This window comes from Mucilaginibacter sp. GW821-FHT07H05 (assembly GCF_059418485.1).
Map to the genome: position 1 here is coordinate 20,087 of NZ_JBWKPY010000005.1, position 19,841 is coordinate 39,927.

The following is a 19,841-nucleotide window of genomic DNA, read 5'->3' on the forward strand; positions in this document are numbered from 1 at the left end:
CGATAAAACCAACTATGAAGAAAAAACACATACTCCCGTTACTGTTCCTGGCATTAAGTGCAGGTAAGGGTTTTGCCCAAACGCAAACAGCCAAAGCTTTCGCCTTTGCAGAAAAACAAACCGATTTAATGCTGAAGGAAGTTGCCGAAGCTAAAAAGACAGCTAAACCGGGCCTGGTTTCGCCACGATCGTTAGATAAAGGCGAACTGGTAATGGTGCCATCCAAAGACTGGTGCAGCGGGTTTTTCCCGGGCGAACTATGGTACTTGTACCAATACAGCAAAAACAAGAAATGGCTGAACGAAGCTAAAGCTTATACCGCCAATATAGAGCAGGAGAAAACCAACGGCGGTACGCACGATATGGGTTTCAAGATCTATTGCAGTGTGGGCAACGGCTATAAACTCACCAAAGACCCGCATTATAAGGAGGTAATTTTAGAAGCAGCCAAAACGCTGAGCACCCGCTTTAATCCAACTGTAGGCTGTATCAAATCATGGGATAACCGTAAGGATTGGAAATTCCCGGTGATTATTGATAATATGATGAACCTGGAATTATTGTTCGAAGCCAGCAAATTATCTGGCGACCCCAGCTTTTATAAGATAGCGGTAACACACGCCAATACCACCCTGAAAAACCATTTCAGGGACGATAATTCATCGTTCCATGTGATAGATTACGATCCGGAAACCGGCGCTGTGCTGCATAAGCAAACCCACCAGGGCATTGCCGATGGATCTGCCTGGGCACGTGGGCAGGCCTGGGGCTTATATGGCTATACCATGTGCTATCGCGAAACCAAAAATAAAACTTACCTGAAACAGGCCGAAAAGATCGCGAAGTTCATTTTCAGTAGTCCAACTATGCCAAAGGATCTGGTCCCCTACTGGGATTATAATGATCCGGCCATTCCCAATGTATCGCGCGATGCCTCGGCTGCCGCGGTAACGGCTTCGGCTTTGTATGAGCTGAGTAGGTATAGCGCCAATGGTAAAAAGTACAGGGCTTTAGCCAATACCATCGTAAAAAACCTGACCGATCATTACCAGGCTGAACCGGGCGGAAGCAAAGGCTTTATCCTGCTGCACAGTACCGGCAACAAGCCCGCTAACGGCGAAATTGACGCGCCGATTAGCTACGCCGATTATTATTATCTGGAAGCTTTGTTGAGGCAAAAAGGCGGGTTTAAGTATTAAAATCACCACCCCGTCATTGCGAGTTGATACTCCGGCATTGGCGGTTAGATGAGACAAAGCGGGCTGTCACCCTGAGCTTGTCGAAGGGTGCGTGCGCAGGCCTGTCCACCATGGTTCGACAAGCTCACCATGACACCCTACGCTCAATCTGTTATAGGTAGGTACGAAGCGATCTTACGGCTTGCATTATTTGGAGATAGCTTCGTACCTTCGATGGTTTAATATGTATTTTATCCTTCCCATGTTCAAGTTAAATACCCCGTTGCTGGTCCTGCTATTAACCGTTTTTACTGCCGGCGCTAAAGATCATCCCATCCGTAACGCTGCCGAACTGGCCGCGTTAAAACTACAACCGGGCGATCGGGTAATTATGCAGCCGGGCGACTGGAGTAACCAGCAAATAGTATTTAAAGCCAAGGGAACCAAGGAAGCGCCCATCACATTGGTATCGGCCGATCCGGGCAGGATCATCCTGAAAGGTAACTCCGGTTTATCAATTGAAGGCCAATACTTAATAGTAGACGGACTTAATTTTACGCAGGGCTATTCGCAAAAAAAAGATGTGATATTATTCAGCAAGGAAACCGAATATTGCCGGCTGACCAATACCGCTATCGTCGATTTTAATCCATCGGATAAAAAGCTTGATTATAAATGGATCTCCCTAAACGGCTACCATAACCGGGTTGATCATTGCTATATGAAAGGTAAAACGCATCAGGGTACCACACTGGTAGTTTGGGTGGCCGATAAACCAAACTATCACCAAATAGATCATAACTTTTTTGATGAACGCCCCGACCTGGGTGTTAACGGCGGCGAAACCATTCGTATCGGCACCAGCACGGTATCCATGAACGACTCGTACACTACCGTAACCGATAATATTTTTTACCATTGCAATGGCGAAATGGAGGTGGTTTCTAACAAATCGTGCCGCAATACCATCTGTAATAACCTGTTTTACGAGTGTGTGGGTACGCTTACCCTCCGGCATGGTAACCATGTAGAAGTATATGGCAATTATTTTATTGGCAATGATGTTAAAGGGACCGGCGGGATCCGCATTATTGGCGAAAACCATAAAGTGCACCATAATTATTTACAGGGTTTAACCGGTACCGGCCTAAAGGCGGCTATTAATATGATGGATGCTTTCCCCAATCCCGAGCTGAATGGTTACTGGCAGGTGAAAAATCCGGAAGTAAAAAACAACACCATTATCAATTGCACCGAGGCTTTTGAAATAGGCTCGGGTAAAAGTGCCGACCGCAACATTCCGCCACTACATGTTACGCTTACCGATAATGTGGTGCTGGGTTCGGACCCTATTGTTTATACCGATAAACCGCAGGGCATCAAAATAAAAAAGAATATTTTATATGATATCAAACTCCCCGGCGATTTACCCGACGGTTTTGATATGAAGGACCCTGGCCTGGTTAAGGACGGCAACAATATTTATCAACCGTCTAATCGCACAAAAGCAGGGGCGCCGGCAATGAGTCCGCAGCAAAAGCAGGTATTAGGCGCGGTTAATATAGGGCCGGCATGGTATAAGGTTTTGCCTGTAATGCATATCGTATTTACAGCGCCGGTTGAAAGAACGAGAGGCTTATCCAGGTTATCAAACCGCAGCGCTTTTAGGCAGTATTAAAAAAAGTTTAGCATTTTAACCCAACAGGCGGTTAAAGAATAGCTGTTTTGGCATTTTCTTGCTGAAGATGTGATGGCGTGAATGGATGTAAGCACCTGCATAACGCCCGGAACTAAGTACCTGAGTCATAACTGAAAAACCGTTCAAATAATTTGCGAAACAAATTAGTTTGCGTATATTTTGAAATCAAATGGTTTCTTATTTAAATTAAAATAATCATGAAAAATGTAATTCTCTTTATTTTATGCTTGTTGACCGGTCTGATGTTTATCAATGCTGGCCTGGATAAATTCTTTCACTATATGCCGATGCCAAAGGAGATGCCCGAAAAAATGGTGAAAGCAGGAAAGGCATTTATGGAAATAGGCTGGCTGATGCCACTGGTGGGCGCTGCAGAAATTCTTGGCGGTTTATTATTGATCGTCCCCAAAACCAGGGCACTGGGCGCTGTGGTTATCGTACCCGTTTTAACCGGCATTCTATTGGCCAATATCAGCATGGGCCCATCAGGTTTGCCTATTGTATTTGCATTGATCGCCATTATTCTATGGGTAATTATTGACAACAGGGAAAAATACCTGCCGATGATCAGGAAATAGTAAGAGATATTTTTCAGGCAGTTGCCCGGAAATTGAAATACCCTAAGATATCTCCTATTTAAACCCGGCTTTAACGGTATTAATGTTAAAATAAAAAAGGCGCAAGAAATTGCGCTTTTTCTGTTTTTAAACAGATAATCAGGCCGGCTGGCCGCTGCAAAGCTGCAATAATTTTTGATGTAAGTGCTCGGGTTGAAAAGGCTTAAGCAGGTAGTCCTGCATGCCTGCTGCCCTGATACTTGTCTTAATATCGTGGGATACAGAGGCGGTAAGGGCCAGGATAGGTGTTGCCGCCCGGGTGCTGTCCTTTAGCGCACGGATAGCATGTGTAGCCTGGTAGCCGTCCATCACCGGCATGTGCAGGTCCATCAGCACCAGGTCAAATGAATTGATGGTAAGCTGGTCTACCGCCTCCTGTCCGTTTACAGCAACAACGCTTTGTATCTCCCACTTAGTCAGCAGGCGCTCCAGCACCATCACATTAATTTTGTTATCCTCCGCAATCAATATCTTTAATCCCTTTAAACTCACCGGCGCTGCCTTAGCCGCCGTAGCGGCTATCTCCGGCATTTCAACAGGGCAAATATCAAAATCGATCCGGAACGAAAATACCGAACCTATTCCGGGCTGGCTTTCCAACACGATCTCGCTGTTAAAAAGGCTGAGCAGGCGCTTTACAATGGCCAACCCAAGCCCCGTACCACCAAAAAGCCGGGTTGTATCTGACGACGCCTGTACAAACGGATCAAATACCGCCTCCTGCCGTTCCATGGCAATGCCGATCCCGGTATCGCTGACCGAAAACAGGATCCCAACCCGCTCAGTAGTCTCTTCAATGATCTTTAAACTAATCCCCACGGTACCCCGCTCGGTAAATTTGATGGCATTCCCTGCCAGGTTATAAATGATTTGCGTTAGCCGGGTAGGGTCGCTGATCACCGGCCGGTCCAATAGTTTTTCATCAATTTCAGGCGCCAGTAACAGGGTTTTTTCCAGCGTTTTCATTTCCAGGCCTTTGCAAATTTGGTGGAGCAGGGCAAACAGGTTAACCGGTACGCGCTCTAATTTGATCTTATCAAGCTCGCTTTTATTATAATCCAGTATGTCGTTCACCAACGAGAGCAGGTTAGCGGCCGAAAACTCCAGGATATCCAGGTTCTCTTTTTGCGAGGGCAGCGCGGTATCGCGGATGAGGCTGGCCATGCCGATAACACCGTTCAGGGGGGTACGCAGTTCGTGCGACATGGTTGATAAAAAAAGCGTGCGGGAATGCGCCAAAGCTTTAGCTTCCGTTATGTTGACCCTCAGTTGCTGGTTAAGTAATTCTTTTTCTTTTAAATTTTCATAAAAGGCCTGGTAATAAAGGTAATGGATCCAGGCGAAAGTCAGGAAGTTCAACAGCACGATGAGCTCAAAAACAGGAGAAACCAGCTCTTCCGGGTTAATATCCAGTTGCCAGGCCGCATGGTCCCGCATCATCAGGTAACTAATCACCGGGCAAATAGATAAAGCAGTCAGCAATGCAGCCCGGTAGCCGCCAATCAGGTAATAGCTGGATAACGTAGCCATAAATACCATTTGTATGGTTACGATATTAAGCCGCTGCGCATAAACAAATACATTGGTCCAGATAACCGCCACGCCGCAGCAAATGATAAAATAGGAGATGATGCGGATTGCTGCAGGGCGATATAACAGTATTTTGAGCAGGCACAAAAAAAGCAGGGTGATAAAACCAGCACGGGAAGCCTGTAGATATTGTCCGGCCCGAAATGCAAAAGGAATGATGAGCGCTGTTTTAGCCGATGAAAACAACAGTATAGCGAATACGATTTTCAGCTTTGCGCGGCAAAAAGAATCCGGTTCCAAAGCAAGCACCTTGCGGAACGAGAAATTAAAAAAGGGTAATGGCTGTTCCATCGCGGTTGTGTATACAAATATGCGATTTACTTCCCTAATAGCAAGCTTTAATCCTTACACATATATGGGTACCCCGGAAAGATGAAAATAATAGTGATGGATATGCTGCGTACTTAAACCTATAAGCTCAAAATCAGCTGCTCGGCTTTATTAACCACGCTCCCCGCACCGTCGCCAATAAAATACACAGGCGACTCTACATGGCGCGATGCCACGGTAACATGTACGCCGTTTGCATGCTGATCAAACAGTTGCTTCACCAGGTCGGGGCAGTTATTATCCTGCGATAGGTGGGCCAGCAGTAAATGCGTAAGGTGTTGCGGACGGTGATCGATAAAAAGTTGTAAAGCTTCACGGTTGGATAAGTGCCCTTTGCCGCCACGGATCCGGTTTTTTAAATGCCAGGGATAACGGCCGCTTTCCAGCATTTGCTCGTCGTAATTGGCTTCTAAAAATGCCGCGTGGCATTGCTTAAAGTGGGCGATCAGCTGATCGCAGGCACGTCCCAGATCGGTAAATATGCCTATTTTAACATCGCCGCAGGCAACAATAAAGCTATGTGGCTCCAGCGCGTCATGAATTTTGGGGAATGAGGTGATGACCAGTTGACCGATGCAAATTTCGGTAAAAGCCTGTAGCAGAAATACGTGGTGCTGGGGCAACTCCATTTGCAAAAAGCCGGAATTGCGGAAAGTGCCGGGCGTAATATACACCGGCAGATCGTACTTTTTAGCAATAACCGGTATGCCGCGGATATGGTCAGAATGTTCGTGCGATACAAAAATGGCTTTAACTTTGCTCATGCTCAGGCCCGCGCGCAGCATCCGCTTTTCGGTTTCGCGGCAGGAGAGGCCGGCATCAACCAATATGGCTTCGTGCTGGTTGCCAACATAGTAACAGTTACCGTTACTGCCCGAATTAAGTGAACAAATATATACCGACATTTCTAACTGCAAATTAACCGTATTTTGAGCAATGTGCAATTGTATCGGCATAGATTTTTGCACATCTTTTTGGTAAGGGATAAGTTAAGCATGTAATTGCTTTAGGCCACTTCCCTTTGAAGCTACTGTGTGGATACATCTATGTATGTACCCCGTAGGGGTTAAAGGTTTGTAGCTACAAACAATCCATACCTGCTCCCCGTAGGGGCGCAAGGTTTGTGTTTAGGCAATTTAACAAACCTTCAACCCCTACGGGGTATGAATCATAATGCGACTTGTGTCCACACGGTAGCCGTTGAAGATGGGTTGGGGTGAGGCTTAACAACGTCCATCTCAAACACGCTCAACCCAATCCTTCAAAAATAAAATCACAATGGCAGGACGGTATAGTACAAACAAACGTTTAACATTCGTTTAATTTGTTCATCTTAATAACAAGCCGACCATTAAAACCGTTTATTTTGAATATGAAGAAGCTGCAAATTTTATCCCTTGCCCTTTTTTTGGTAAGCCTTACGGCGATGCAAACCAGTGCGCAGCAAAAGCGGATCTTGAGTTTGGATAAGCTGAAAAGTAATATCAGCTACTTCAACGCTATTGATACCGAAACGGTTAAAAATTATGTCACTAACGAGCAGGCCTACGATTTTATATCAAAAAATGCCCCCGTGTTTGATTGTCCCGATTCGGCCATTCAACGCATTTATGATTACCGCTGGTGGACATTCCGCAAGCACCTGAAACAAACCCCCGCCGGATTTATTTTCGACGAGTTTATCACCCCGGTAAGTTTCTCGGGCATTTACAATAGCGGCAGCAGCGCGCTGGGGCACCAGATTTACGAGGGCCGCTGGCTGCACGATACACAATATTTGAAAGACTACATCAGCTTTTGGCTGTATGTTGATCCTAAACAGGCTAAACCCAAATTCCACAACTTTAGCAGTTGGGTAGATAATGCCGTGTATAATTTTTACCTGGTTAACCGGGACAAGCCCTTTATTCAAAAGATCCTGCCCGAACTGGATAAGGATTACCGGCAATGGGAAACCGAGAAGCAGCTGCCATCTAAACTCTTTTACCAGTTTGATGTGCGCGATGCCATGGAAGAATCCATCAGTGGCAGCCGTAAGGATAAAAACCGCCGGCCAACTATTAACAGTTATATGTATGGCAATGCCGTAGCGCTATCAAAAATGGCTGCGCTGACCGGTAACGATACCCTTAAGGCTAAATACACCGCCAAAGCGGCCGAATTAAAAAAACTAACCCAGGATAGCCTTTGGAATGCCGAAGCTTTATTCTTCGAGGCCAAACACCCTAACGGTAAATTTGCCGATGCCCGCGAGGAATTGGGTTTTATCCCCTGGTACTTTAACCTCCCCGACGACCGGGCCGATTACGCCAAACAATGGGACCAGTTACTGGATGAAAAAGGCTTTAATGCTCCTTGGGGCATCACCACGGCCGAGCGCCGGCATCCATTGTTCCGTACCCATGGCAGCGGGCATAGCTGCGAGTGGGATGGTGCGGTTTGGCCATTTGCTACAACCCAAACCTTAAAAGGATTAGCTAACCTGCTGACTAACTACAAAAACAAAGGCAGCATGACCAGCAAGGTTTTTTATGATGAGCTGCACAAATACGCCCTCTCGCACGTTAAACGCGGCGTTCCCTACTTAGGCGAATACCAGGACGAGAAAACCGGTTACTGGCTAAAGGGCGATAACCCACGCAGTAGTTATTATAACCATTCGGGTTTTGTGGACCTGGTGATAAACGACCTGATTGGCATGAAACCCCGCGCCGACGATATGCTGGAGATAAACCCCCTGATCCCGCAAGGGAAATGGAAATGGTTCGGCCTGGATAATGTGCTGTACCACGGCCGCATCATCAGCATTTTATGGGACGAGACCGGTGCCAAATACAAAAAAGGCAAGGGCCTGTCTGTTTATGCCGATGGTAAGGTGATCTATCGCGGTAACGCTTTGAAGCGGGTGCTGGTGAAGCTGGTATAAAGGGCCGTTTTATAGATCAGCAAAAACCATTATACTTTCTTAGCATTGTTGCTTTTATGTTAACCCAGAAAATGAATTAATATATTGATTGTCAATAATTTAAACTTTGAAAAAATTGAATTGTGTTAAGTCGTGTTAACCCCCTGACACGGTCGAACTTTAGTAGATGTGAGGGCTGTACAGTTGAAGAACCCCTGTTTTACGAAGTTTGCTATAACGAATATTATCCTTTAAGGAACGCTCATCCCGTTATTTATGGATAAATTCGTACAACACCATGAAAACATTGTAGATGAAAATACCATCTGCTACTGATATTTTTGAGTTGATAACCAATAAACGGTTAAACCTATTATACCCCGTTAAATTCATCTGCCAGGAAGAAAGCCCTAAAGCTGTTTGCCTGCAACTTTTATAAAGGAATGAGAAGAAGAACAAGCTGTTTATTCGCCGTGCTGGTTTTGTGTTTTGCCTTAGCGGTAAAAGCATCGGGACCTGTGCCTAAAAAGGTGAATATCGTTACTTATCCCAACCACCATGCCCGTATTGATTATGGCGTGCAAAAGCTAACCGAAGCCCTTGAAAAAGCAGGATATACGGTAGGTAAATTCAGTGGCAGGTCTGCGGCGGCTATGAGTGTGCCGTTCATAGAGGTCTCAGTTTACAAGCCGCATATACAAATGAAGGCAAAAGCCGGTCAGGCACCAAAAGCTTTACCCAAAGAGGGCTTTTCAATAACGAGCGGTAAGGGTTTAATCACCATTATAGGTAACGATAATTCGGGCGCGCTATATGGCTGTATCGAACTGGCCGACCGCATCACTGCCAAACATAGCCTACCCACCAATGTAACCCTGCACGATCAGCCTCAAATGGTTTTGCGTGGTACCTGTATCGGTTTGCAAAAGCCGGCCCTGCTGCCCGGTCGGGGTACTTACGAGTATCCATATACACCCCAAAACTTCCCCTGGTTTTACGATAAGGCTTTATGGTCGCGTTACCTGGATACGTTGGCTGAGAACCGCATGAACTCGCTATACCTGTGGAACGGTCACCCCTTTGCTTCACTGGTGCGGGTGAAGGATTACCCTTACGCTGTAGAGGTTGACGATGCCACCTTTAAACAAAACGAAGAGATGTACCACTGGCTGGCCGATGAGTGCGATAAGCGCGGTATCTGGCTCATCCAGATGTTTTATAATATCATCGTATCCAAACCATTTGCCGAAAAAAATAACCTGAAAACGCAGGACCGTAACCGCCACATCATCCCTATTATTTCCGATTATACCCGTAAGTCCATCGCGGCTTTTGTAGAGAAATACCCTAATGTTGGTCTGCTGGTTGCCCTTGGCGAAGCCATGGAAGGCGTTGGTCAGGACGATATCGACTGGTTCACAGAAACCATTATACCGGGCGTAAAGGACGGTTTAAAAGCTTTGGGCAAGACTGAAGAACCGCCGATTGTACTCCGCGCCCACGATACCGACGCGCCCGAGGTAATGAAGTACGCCCTGCCTATATACAAAAACCTGTACACCGAGGCCAAATACAATGGCGAAGCCTTAACCACCTACACCCCGCACGGCCCCTGGGCTGATCTGCACCGCACCTTGAGTAAAATTGGTACCGTACAAATTGAGAATGTCCACATCCTGGCTAACCTGGAACCCTTCCGCTATGGCTCGGCCGATTTTATACAGAAGTGCGTGCAGGCTATGCACAACGTTTACGGCGCTAACGGCTTACACCTGTACCCGCAGGCATCGTACTGGGACTGGCCATATACGGCCGATAACGCCAGCGGCAAACGCATTCTACAGTTAGACCGCGACTGGATTTGGTATAAAGAATGGGCCCGCTACGCCTGGAATGCTAATCGCGACAGGGCTGAGGAAGTGAAGTATTGGTCAGGTCAGTTAGCAACTAAATATGGCACCGATGCCGCGCACGCTAAAAACATTTTAGATGCTTACGAAGAAAGCGGCGAGATCTCGCCACAGATCCTGCGCCGCGTGGGCATTACCGATGGCAACCGCCAAACCATGACTTTGGGCATGCTGATGCAGCAATTTGTCAACCCCGAAAAGTTTGGCCTGTTCAGTTTGCTTTATAACTCCGAAGCCCCGGTTGGTGAGATCTTAAGCGAGTATGCCGAACGTGAGTGGAAACATCAGTCCCACGTCGGCGAAACGCCGTCCATGGTGGCCGACAATATTTTAATCTACGGCAAAAAAGCGGTAGCGGCTATCGAGGCGGCATCTCCCGGTATCACCAAAAACAAAGCCGAGTTCAATCGTCTGAAAAACGATATGTACTGCTACCAGGCCATGGCCAATAGCTATGCCCATAAAGTAAGGGCCGCTATTTGGGTATTGCGCTATAAATACAGCGACGATGTAGCCGACCTGGACAAAGCCCTGCCCGAAATGCAAACCAGCTTAAAGTATTTTGAAGAACTGGTAAAGCTGACCAAAGACAGCTACCTGTATGCCAACAGCATGCAAACCCGCCAGCGCAAAATCCCGGTTCCGGGTATCGATGGCACCATGAAAACCTGGGTAGAGTTGCTGCCCGTTTACCAAAAAGAGCTGACCAATTTTAAACGCAATATCGATTCGTTAAAATCGCCGCAGGCAGCTAAAAAAGCCGAAAGAGTGGTACTAACCGATGCTGCCATAACCCTTAACGGTGATCTGCAACGTTATAAAATAGCCACCAATCAACAGGTATATACCGATAGCCCTAACGTGATTAAAAACACCGCGCCCGAACTGGCAGGTTTACAAGGTATCAAATTAAACAGGAATAACCAGGTAAAAGACGGTACCAGTATCAGCTTTACCAACACTAAAGCTGTAAAAGTACTGGTGGGTTATTTTGTAGATAAGGATAACGCCTACCTGCAACCGCCTCAACTGGAAAACGATGCCAGCGCTAACGATTACGGCCAGTCGGATGTTAAAATAACTGGCGCCATCCAAATCTCGGGCATGCCGCCGGTAAACGTGCATACCTACACCTTTAAACCCGGCAGCAATACGCTAAGCCTGGGCAAAGGCGCTTGCGTAATATTAGGCATAGTTGACGATACCGCCCGTATCCCCGTTTACGATGCCGGCCTAAGCAACGAAGGAAATATTAAGGATTTAAGATGGCTGTTCAATTAGTCCCGGTACACACAAGTAGTTCCCTCCCTCGGGAGGGGTGCGGCAGGATTGCGCAGTGGCAGGGAGGGGTTTCTTCATCCGTCCCCGCAGGGTCTCGCGGAGAGGACCCTGCGCAAGCTATGCAGACCCATAAAAATGCGGGCGTTGCCTCCGGCCCGGGCTATCCGCTCATACTGCACAGGGCCTTAGCCACAGGCCGGTATCCGCTCCTATCCCTAACGCGGGAAGCTATGCCCCATCGGGGCTACCTGTTTGTAGCAATACACACAGAAAAATATACATGCGCCGTAGGTGCTACCCTTAACCGAACTGATATTCAAATCGCAGATAGGGTAACCCCTCCGGGGCACCAAGAAACGCCTCCCCGTTTTCTACAAACAGGTAACCCCTCCGGGGCATCGAAATCAGGTTTTGGATCAAAGCAAGCGAGGGCACGCGCGATTCCCTCCCAAGGGGAGGGTGTAGGGAGGGGTTTCACTACGCCACATGCGTCGGCAAATCGTATAAACCCCTCCCTGCCATCACACGGACAGCCGCACCCCTCCCCGTGGGAGGGAACTGTTTTTTTTAGAACCCTATCCTTTGGAGAGGGTAGGGTGAGGCTCTCATCGCTGAGGCCCTCAGCACTAAGGCTCTTACTCCTGACTTTAATCTTAGGACTAACGACTTTATCCACCAAAGCCCAATCCCCACGCCAGGATCTCACCCTCAACAGCAACTGGAAAACCATTGCCGATGATACCAATATTAAAGCCTATAACGGTTTTGAGCAAAGCACCTTTAGCGATAAGAATTGGAAAACAGTGGATGTCCCCCACAACTGGGATGATTACGGCGGTTATCGTCGGTTGAAGCACGGCAACCGCCATGGCTATGCCTGGTATCGTAAAACCTTTACAGTCGCCAATCAGCCGCAAGGCAAGCGTTATTTTTTATATTTTGAAGGGGTAGGCTCCTACGCCACAGTTTGGCTGAATGCTAAGCAGGTTGGCTACCATGCCGGTGGGCGCACCACCTTTACCTTAGATGTTACCGATGCCATTAAACCCGGCAAAGCCAATTTATTGACGGTGCGGGCCGATCACCCTTCGTTTATCAAAAACCTGCCCTGGGTATGCGGGGCATGCTCGGACGATCCCGGTTTTTCGGAAGGATCGCAGCCCATGGGGATCTTTAGACCGGTGCATTTGATCGTGACTAATCCCGTAAGGATACAGCCATTTGGCATCCATATCTGGAACGATACTACCGTCACCGAAAAATCGGCTACACTGAATTTGGAGACAGATGTTAAAAATTACAGCGCTAAGCCATCCCATATCACTATCACCAATAAATTGGTTGATGCGGCAGGTAAAACCGTGGCTATAATTAAAGCAGATAAAAAACTGAATGCAGGCGAGGGGGCAACTATCCAACAGGTGTTGCCCAAGTTAAGCAATGTGCATTTATGGGACTTGCAAAACCCATACCTATATCAATTGGTAACCGAAATTTCTACCGACGGCAAAATAGCCGATCGCCAAATTACCCCCTATGGTATCCGCTGGATCAGTTGGCCCATTGGGCGTAATAATAAGGACGGTCGCTTTTTCCTGAATGGCAAGCCCGTGTTTATTAACGGCACTGCCGAATACGAGCATTTAATGGGTAAAAGCCATGCCTTTAGCGCGCAGGAAATTAAAGCGCGGGTAATGCAGGTAAAAGCCGCCGGTTTCAACGCTTTTCGCGATGCGCACCAGCCGCATAATTTGGCCTATCAAAACTATTGGGATAAAATGGGCATCCTGTGGTGGCCGCAATATTCGGCGCATATCTGGTACGATAGCAAGGAGTTTAAGGAGGAGTTTAAAACCCTGCTGGTGGATTGGGTAAAGGAGCGGCGCAACAGTCCGTCGAACATCCTGTGGGGCCTGCAAAACGAAAGCCGCCTGCCTGAGGATTTCGCGAAGGAGTGTTCGGATATCATCCGTAAACTGGATCCTACTTCATCATCGCAACGCAAAATTACGACCTGCAACGGCGGGCGCGGTACCGATTGGGACGTACCCCAAAACTGGACCGGCACCTACGGCGGTAACCCGCTTACCTATAGCGAAGACCTGAAGAAGCAAAACCTGATAGGCGAATACGGTGCCTGGCGCAGCGAAGGCTTGCATACCGAGGGGCCATTTAATCAAAACGGCCCGCAAAGCGAAGAGCGTTTTGCGCAATTGATGGAAACCAAAGTAAGGTTAGCCGAGGCTGTGAAAGACCAGATCTCGGGGCAGTTTCATTGGTTATTATACTCGCACGATAACCCAGGCCGCACACAAGGCGGCGAAGGGATGCGCGAATTGGACAGGGTAGGCCCGGTGAATTATAAAGGCCTTTTTACCACCTGGGGGCAACCTACCGATGCGTTTTATATGTACCGCGCCAATTACGTGCCTAAGGATAAGGAACCGATGGTATACATTGTATCGCACACCTGGCCCAACCGCTGGCTGAAGCCGGGTAAGAAGGATAGCATCGTGGTATACTCTAATTGCGATGAGGTGGAGTTGTTTAACGATATAAACCATGCATCGCTGGGTAAACGCAAACGTGGGGGCATCGGTACACACTTCCAATGGGATGGGGTGGATATTAAATATAATGTGCTTTATGCATTAGGTTATGTGAATGGCAAAATGGTGGCTAAGGATGAGGTTGTATTGAACCACTTGCCAACTGCGCCGGCTTTAGCAACATCTGAAAAGGAAAAAGAAGATGTTTTGAAGCCCACGCCAAACAGCAAATATGTGTGGCGTATAAACTGCGGTGGCGATGCGTATAAAGATAGTTTTGGAAACCTTTGGGAGGCTGATAATATTTGGTTTAACTCAACGTCATGGGCGGGTGAATTTCGTGATATGCCGCTTGCCTTTGCCAGCCAGCAGCGCACATTCGATCATATTAAGGGAACAAGCAACGATGCATTGTTTCAAACTTTCCGTTATGGACTAAATAAACTAAAGTTTTATAACAAATTGCCTGATGGCGATTACCGGGTGGAGTTGTTTTTTACAGAGCCGTGGTATGGTGCCGGTGGTGGTATGGATTGCTCGGGCTGGCGGGTGTTTGATGTTGCTGTGAACGGCGAAACCAAAATCAAAAACCTGGATATTTGGAAAGAAGCCGGGTATGACCGTGCCATTAAAAAAACGGTAAACGCGCATATTACAGGCGGCGAGTTAGAAGTGTCGTTCCCAAATGCGGCTGCCGGACAGGCTATTATATCTGCTATCGCGGTTATTCAGCTAAAAATTACAAAGCCATTGGCCGATACGGATATCCATATATACCCGCAGCTTTTAACTGGCCCTACGTTACTTAAAAGATGGTTGGATATAGGCCAAAAACAATATAGTAATACTGATATTACCTTCAGTAATTTACCCCCGGTACTATACGGCGCCGAATGGATACAAACAGTAAATAAGCCGGGTAGCGAGGTGCGGCATGTACGGTCGCACGAGTCGATGGTAGATGTATATATCGCGATGGATTGCCCGCCCGCCGCCCGCCCCGCGTGGTTAGAGGAATACGAGGTTACAGGCCTTTATGTAGAGAACGATTATAACGGTGGCCATAAAATGCCGCTTTACCGGAAGCGGTTTAGGCCGGTGCATAGCATAACTATGGGCGAAAATAAAGGCGAATTAATGTTCACCGTATTTGCGGTTCCCGTTACCAATATGGAGCCCGCAACCGATCTGCGCAAAACCATTAACTACAATATTCAGGATGCCATAGTGCAGGGCGGGGCGGTAAAAGATACTTTAAGCGGCAAAAAAATAGCTCGTTTAGAAAAAAGCGCAGGTAGCAGTGTAACCTTTGCCATTGCCCCCGGCGTGGCCGATCTGTATGCTATCCGTATAAAATACTATAACTTCACCGATAAGATGCTGACCGGTAAAATGCAATTACGGGCTGCCGACGGTACACTGATGAAGGAAGAAAACCTAACGTTTAAAACGGTGGCCAAAGGTAAATCGGGCACTATTGCTACCAGTACAGGTACCAGCATAAACGCCGGCAATTATAAGTTGGTAATCACAGGGCTGGATGCCGAAGGTTTAAGCATTAGCGGGGTGGAAATACAATAATTAAGAGATTAGAGGTTAGTGATTAGAAAAACACAGTATGTCATTGCGAGGAGCCGGGGAGGGTTGTAGTTGGGCGCTACGTGGCAATCTCGTCGCTTGTAAATTTACTACGAGATTGCCACGCTGCGCTCGCAATGACAATGTCTTATGTAAAGCGACATTGATTAGTGATTAGATTTAGATATAAATGATAGGTTGTTTTAAATACATTTTGCTGGTATTGTTAATTCCCGCGCAGGTTTTTGCGCAGGGCTTAAAAGTAACGGCCCTGCAATGCGAGTACAAGCAAAACCCGCAGGGGGTGCAAACGGTATCACCACACCTAAGCTGGCAGTTAGTAACCAATAAGCAACAGACCCTGCAAACCGCTTACCGGGTTTTGGTAGCGGATGATGCCGCTAAACTGGCAGGTAATACCGGCAATGTTTGGGATAGTAAAAAAATAACATCAAACGCTTCTATCCAAATTGAATATCAAGGTAAAGCTTTGCAAGCAGCCAAAACCTATTACTGGAAGGTAATGGTTTGGGATAACCACGGGCAGGCATCCGCCTGGAGCGGCATAAATAACTGGCAAATGGGCCTGCTGGCCAAAACCGACTGGAAAGGTGCGCGATGGATAGCTTACGATAAAATCCAGGATACTTCGATCATAGTCCCTCTCATTCATCAGCGCGGTCCGAAAAGGTTGGGTTACGAGAATGATATTTTGCCGCTGATGCGCAAAACCTTCGCGGTGAAAGCCCCTCTAAAAAAAGCGACTTTATATATCAGCGGTCTGGGTCATTTTGACTTGAGTTTAAACGGAAAGAAGGTCGGCAACGATTTCCTGAATCCCGGCTGGACTATGTATACCAAAGAGGCGCTGTATGTGCCTTTTGATATCACCAAAGATTTAAAAGTCGGCCAAAATACCATCGGTGTAATGCTGGGTAACGGCTTTTATTATATCCCGCGCGATAAGCGTTACCGTAAACTGACCGGCGCTTTCGGCCACCCGAAAATGATCTGCCGTTTGGTGATGGAGCGCATGGATGGCACGATAGAAAACCTGGTAAGCGATATCAGTTGGAAAGCTACACCCGGCCCAATTACCTTTACCAGCATTTACAGCGGCGAAGATTATAACGCCAACCTGGAACAAAAAGGCTGGGACACCAACACTTTTAACGATGCTAAATGGCAGCAGGCTATAGTAGTAGATGGATCACCGGAGTTGAACGCCCAAATGGCCGACCCGCTGAAAGTGATGCAGGTGTTTACGCCCATCAGCAAAACGCCTTTAAGCAGCGGTGCTTTGGTGTATGATTTAGGTCAGAACTTTTCAGGCATCCCGCAGATTAGTGTGAAAGGTAAAAAAGGCGATACCGTAAAGATCATCCCGGCAGAATTGGTCAATGCTGATGGCAGCGCCAATCAAAAAGCATCGGGCAGTCCGCATAATTACAACTACATTTTAAAAGGCGACGGGATAGAGACCTGGCAGCCGCAGTTTACCTATTATGGGTTTAGATATTTGCAGGTAGAAGGTGCGGTCGCGCAAAATGCGCCTAACCCTAATAACAAGCCGGTTATGATCAGCGTTAAAGGCCTGCATACCCGTAACGGGGCTGCCACTGTGGGAGATTTTGCCTGCTCGAACGAATTGTTCAACAAAACATTTAAGCTGATAGACTGGTCGATGAAAAGCAATATGGCCAGTGTATTTACCGATTGCCCGCACCGCGAAAAGTTGGGCTGGCTGGAAGAAGCGCATTTGGTGGGCAGTTCGTTACGGTATAATTACGATATTCACCGCCTGGCCTTAAAGTGCATCAGCGATATGCGCAATGCCCAAACGGCGGATGGGTTAATTCCTGAGATAGCACCCGAGTTTACCCAGTTTGCCGAACCTTTCCGCGACTCGCCCGAGTGGGGGAGCAATGGCATTATCCTGCCCTGGTATGTATACCAATGGTATGGTGATAAACAGGTACTGGCTGATAATTACGATATGATGAAGCGTTACCTGGCTTACCTGGAAAAAAAATCGGACAATCATATCCTGAAACAAGGCCTGGGCGATTGGTACGATCTGGGCCCAAAATCGCCCGGCGTATCGCAATTAACCCCGCAGGGTATCACCGCTACGGCCATGTATTATTATGATCTGGATATCGCTGCTAAAACCGCCTTTATGCTGGGCAGGGATGCTGATGCCAAAGCCTTTTTAAAATTGGCCACTGAAGTAAAGACATTGTACAATAAAGCTTTTTTTAACAAGGATACCAAGCAATACGGCACCGGCAGCCAGGCGGCCAATGCTATGTCGGTTTATATGGGGTTAGTTGATGAGAAGGACAAGGCAGCCGTTATCAATAATATGGTAAACGATTTAAAGGAGCACGGTAATGCCCTCACCGCAGGCGATATCGGTTTTCGCTATTTGCTGCGGGTGCTGGACGATGCCGGCCGCTCGGATGTCATCTACGCCATGAACAGCCGGTCGGATGTGCCGGGTTACGGCTACCAGCTGGCACATGGTGCAACGGCGTTGACCGAATCGTGGGCGGCGTTGCCACAGGTATCCAACAACCATTTTATGCTGGGGCATTTAATGGAATGGTTTTACAGCGGACTGGCAGGCATCCGCCCGGCCGGGGGCTCTATCGCGTTTAACAAAATTGAGATCAGGCCCGAGGTAGTAGGCGATGTAACCTGGGCCCGGGCAAACTATCAGTCGCCTTATGGTGTTATATCCAGCAATTGGAAAAAAACAGCAGGCGGGTTCGAGCTGAAAGTAAGCATCCCGGCTAATACTACCGCGGTGATTTATATCCCGGCAGGTGCAAACAGTACAGTGATGGCTGATGGCCAAAATGTGAAAACCCGTAAGGATACGCAATTTGCTGGTTATCAAAATGGCAAAGCTATGGTGGCTATCGGTTCGGGCGATTATGTGTTTACGGCCAAATAACCTGCCTCATAAATTAGAAAATGATGAAACAGACGATCAAAATTTTTACACTGCTTATCGCAATCAGCGCTTGTTTAAGTGTATCCGCGCAAAGCAAAAAAACTAAGAAAACAACAGCAAAAAAAGCGACCCCTGTAAGCTTACCCACTACCGTGAGCGATAAGGTAATGAAGGGCATCTACAACGAAATAAAAACGCCCTACAAATATGGCCTGGTGATTGCCACCGATGATAACTCCAAAAAGGCCGATTGCCCCAGCGTATTCCGCAAGGGGAATAACTGGTATATGACCTACCTCATCTTCAACGGGCAGGGGTACGAAACCTGGCTGGCCCAAAGTAAGGACCTGCTGCACTGGGCAACCCAGGGGCGCATCCTGTCGTTCAGCGATACCAGTTGGGATAAAAATCAAAAAGCAGGCTATATTGCCCTGCAGGACCCGGCCTGGGGAGGTACTTATGCCTTGCAACAATACCAGGGCAAATATTGGATGAGCTATTTTGGTGGTAAGGATAAGGGTTACGAGAAGGGCTTGCTATCTATCGGGATAGCTTCTACCACGCAGGATCCATCCACCGTGCACGAGTGGGACCGGCTGGATCATCCCGTTTTAAAGGCCACTGACGACAACGTAAGTTGGTGGGATAATCACACGCTGTACAAAGAAACTGTGATTTGGGATAAATCAAAACGCACGGGCCACCCTTTTATCATGTACTATAATGCCAATGGCGATAGTCTGAATAAAAAACGCGGTGCCGAACGCATTGGTATGGCCACCAGCGATGATATGCTGCATTGGTCGCGCTATGGTAAAGACCCTATACTGAACCATCACATCGGCATTACCGGCGATCCTTATCTGCAAAAGATCGGGAACGTTTGGGTGATGTTCTACTTCGGCGCGTTCTGGAAAAACACGACGGGCGCGTTCAATAAGTTTGCCTGCTCGTACGACCTGGTGAACTGGACGGAGTGGCAGGGTGAGAACCTGATCCAATCGAGCGAACCTTATGATGAATTGTTCGCCCATAAATCATTTGTGGTGAAATATAAAGGTGTGGTTTACCACTTTTACTGTGCGGTTAACAAAGCCGATCAGCGGGGTATAGCCGTAGCCACATCAAAAGATATGGGCAAAAGCGAGGTGAGTTTTGTAGAGCCACCGAAGAAGAAATAGTTTAATTAGAGTTTAAGAGTAACCACAGAGTTCACAGAAGGAGAAATCACGGAGTACACAGAGG

At 47.5% G+C, this 19,841-nt stretch carries 10 protein-coding genes; 8 read left to right on the plus strand and 2 right to left on the minus strand.

Annotated elements, in window-relative coordinates; translation table 11 throughout:
• The first annotated feature begins 14 nt into the window (after positions 1–14).
• The 3 genes from AC07M6_RS14250 to AC07M6_RS14260 all read left to right on the plus strand — a co-directional run bounded on the left by AC07M6_RS14250 (position 15) and on the right by AC07M6_RS14260 (position 3,455).
• Positions 15–1,199, plus strand: coding sequence for a glycoside hydrolase family 88 protein (locus AC07M6_RS14250; RefSeq protein WP_494890476.1), 1,185 nt, complete (start codon positions 15–17; stop codon positions 1,197–1,199).
• A 241-nt stretch (positions 1,200–1,440) separates the two neighbouring features.
• On the plus strand, positions 1,441–2,856 hold the full coding sequence (locus tag AC07M6_RS14255) for a polysaccharide lyase 6 family protein (protein ID WP_494890478.1): 1,416 nt from the start codon (positions 1,441–1,443) through the stop codon (positions 2,854–2,856).
• A gap of 218 nt (positions 2,857–3,074) precedes the next feature.
• Positions 3,075–3,455 (plus strand): MauE/DoxX family redox-associated membrane protein, encoded by a 381-nt coding sequence (locus AC07M6_RS14260; RefSeq protein ID WP_494890480.1) that lies wholly within the window; start codon positions 3,075–3,077, stop codon positions 3,453–3,455.
• 138 nt (positions 3,456–3,593) lie between these two features.
• Here the strand turns inward: AC07M6_RS14260 and AC07M6_RS14265 are convergent, their stop codons facing one another.
• Together AC07M6_RS14265 and AC07M6_RS14270 are read right to left on the minus strand one after the other, a co-directional pair.
• A complete protein-coding gene (locus AC07M6_RS14265; protein ID WP_494890482.1) occupies positions 3,594–5,375 on the minus strand; it encodes an ATP-binding protein in 1,782 nt (593 codons plus the stop codon).
• 119 nt (positions 5,376–5,494) lie between these two features.
• Positions 5,495–6,319: an MBL fold metallo-hydrolase gene (locus AC07M6_RS14270; protein WP_494891242.1), complete on the minus strand. Its 825-nt coding sequence runs from the start codon at positions 6,317–6,319 to the stop codon at positions 5,495–5,497.
• A gap of 467 nt (positions 6,320–6,786) precedes the next feature.
• Here AC07M6_RS14270 and AC07M6_RS14275 point away from each other — a divergent pair, with 467 nt between their 5' ends.
• From AC07M6_RS14275 to AC07M6_RS14295, 5 genes are all read left to right on the plus strand, one after another.
• Positions 6,787–8,340, plus strand: coding sequence for an MGH1-like glycoside hydrolase domain-containing protein (locus AC07M6_RS14275; RefSeq protein ID WP_494890484.1), 1,554 nt, complete (start codon positions 6,787–6,789; stop codon positions 8,338–8,340).
• Positions 8,341–8,762: 422 nt separating this feature from the next.
• Positions 8,763–11,510, plus strand: a complete 2,748-nt coding sequence (locus AC07M6_RS14280; protein WP_494890486.1) for an alpha-d-galacturonidase — start codon at positions 8,763–8,765, stop codon at positions 11,508–11,510.
• 596 nt (positions 11,511–12,106) lie between these two features.
• Positions 12,107–15,640 (plus strand): malectin domain-containing carbohydrate-binding protein, encoded by a 3,534-nt coding sequence (locus AC07M6_RS14285; protein WP_494890488.1) that lies wholly within the window; start codon positions 12,107–12,109, stop codon positions 15,638–15,640.
• A gap of 187 nt (positions 15,641–15,827) precedes the next feature.
• Positions 15,828–18,596, plus strand: coding sequence for a family 78 glycoside hydrolase catalytic domain (locus AC07M6_RS14290; RefSeq protein WP_494890490.1), 2,769 nt, complete (start codon positions 15,828–15,830; stop codon positions 18,594–18,596).
• A gap of 20 nt (positions 18,597–18,616) precedes the next feature.
• Positions 18,617–19,777 carry a glycoside hydrolase family protein gene (locus tag AC07M6_RS14295; protein ID WP_494890492.1) on the plus strand — a complete coding sequence of 387 codons (1,161 nt, stop codon included), beginning with the start codon at positions 18,617–18,619 and terminating at the stop codon, positions 19,775–19,777.
• Positions 19,778–19,841: the final 64 nt, after the last annotated feature.

Coding starts and splice junctions, on each gene's coding strand:
- AC07M6_RS14275 (WP_494890484.1), top strand. CDS start 6,787: ATGAAGAAGCTGCAAATTTTATCCCTTGCCCTTTTTTTGGTAAGCCTT.
- AC07M6_RS14260 (WP_494890480.1), top strand. CDS start 3,075: ATGAAAAATGTAATTCTCTTTATTTTATGCTTGTTGACCGGTCTGATG.
- AC07M6_RS14295 (WP_494890492.1), top strand. CDS start 18,617: ATGATGAAACAGACGATCAAAATTTTTACACTGCTTATCGCAATCAGC.
- AC07M6_RS14270 (WP_494891242.1), bottom strand. CDS start 6,319: ATGTCGGTATATATTTGTTCACTTAATTCGGGCAGTAACGGTAACTGT.
- AC07M6_RS14255 (WP_494890478.1), top strand. CDS start 1,441: ATGTTCAAGTTAAATACCCCGTTGCTGGTCCTGCTATTAACCGTTTTT.
- AC07M6_RS14250 (WP_494890476.1), top strand. CDS start 15: ATGAAGAAAAAACACATACTCCCGTTACTGTTCCTGGCATTAAGTGCA.
- AC07M6_RS14280 (WP_494890486.1), top strand. CDS start 8,763: ATGAGAAGAAGAACAAGCTGTTTATTCGCCGTGCTGGTTTTGTGTTTT.
- AC07M6_RS14290 (WP_494890490.1), top strand. CDS start 15,828: ATGATAGGTTGTTTTAAATACATTTTGCTGGTATTGTTAATTCCCGCG.
- AC07M6_RS14265 (WP_494890482.1), bottom strand. CDS start 5,375: ATGGAACAGCCATTACCCTTTTTTAATTTCTCGTTCCGCAAGGTGCTT.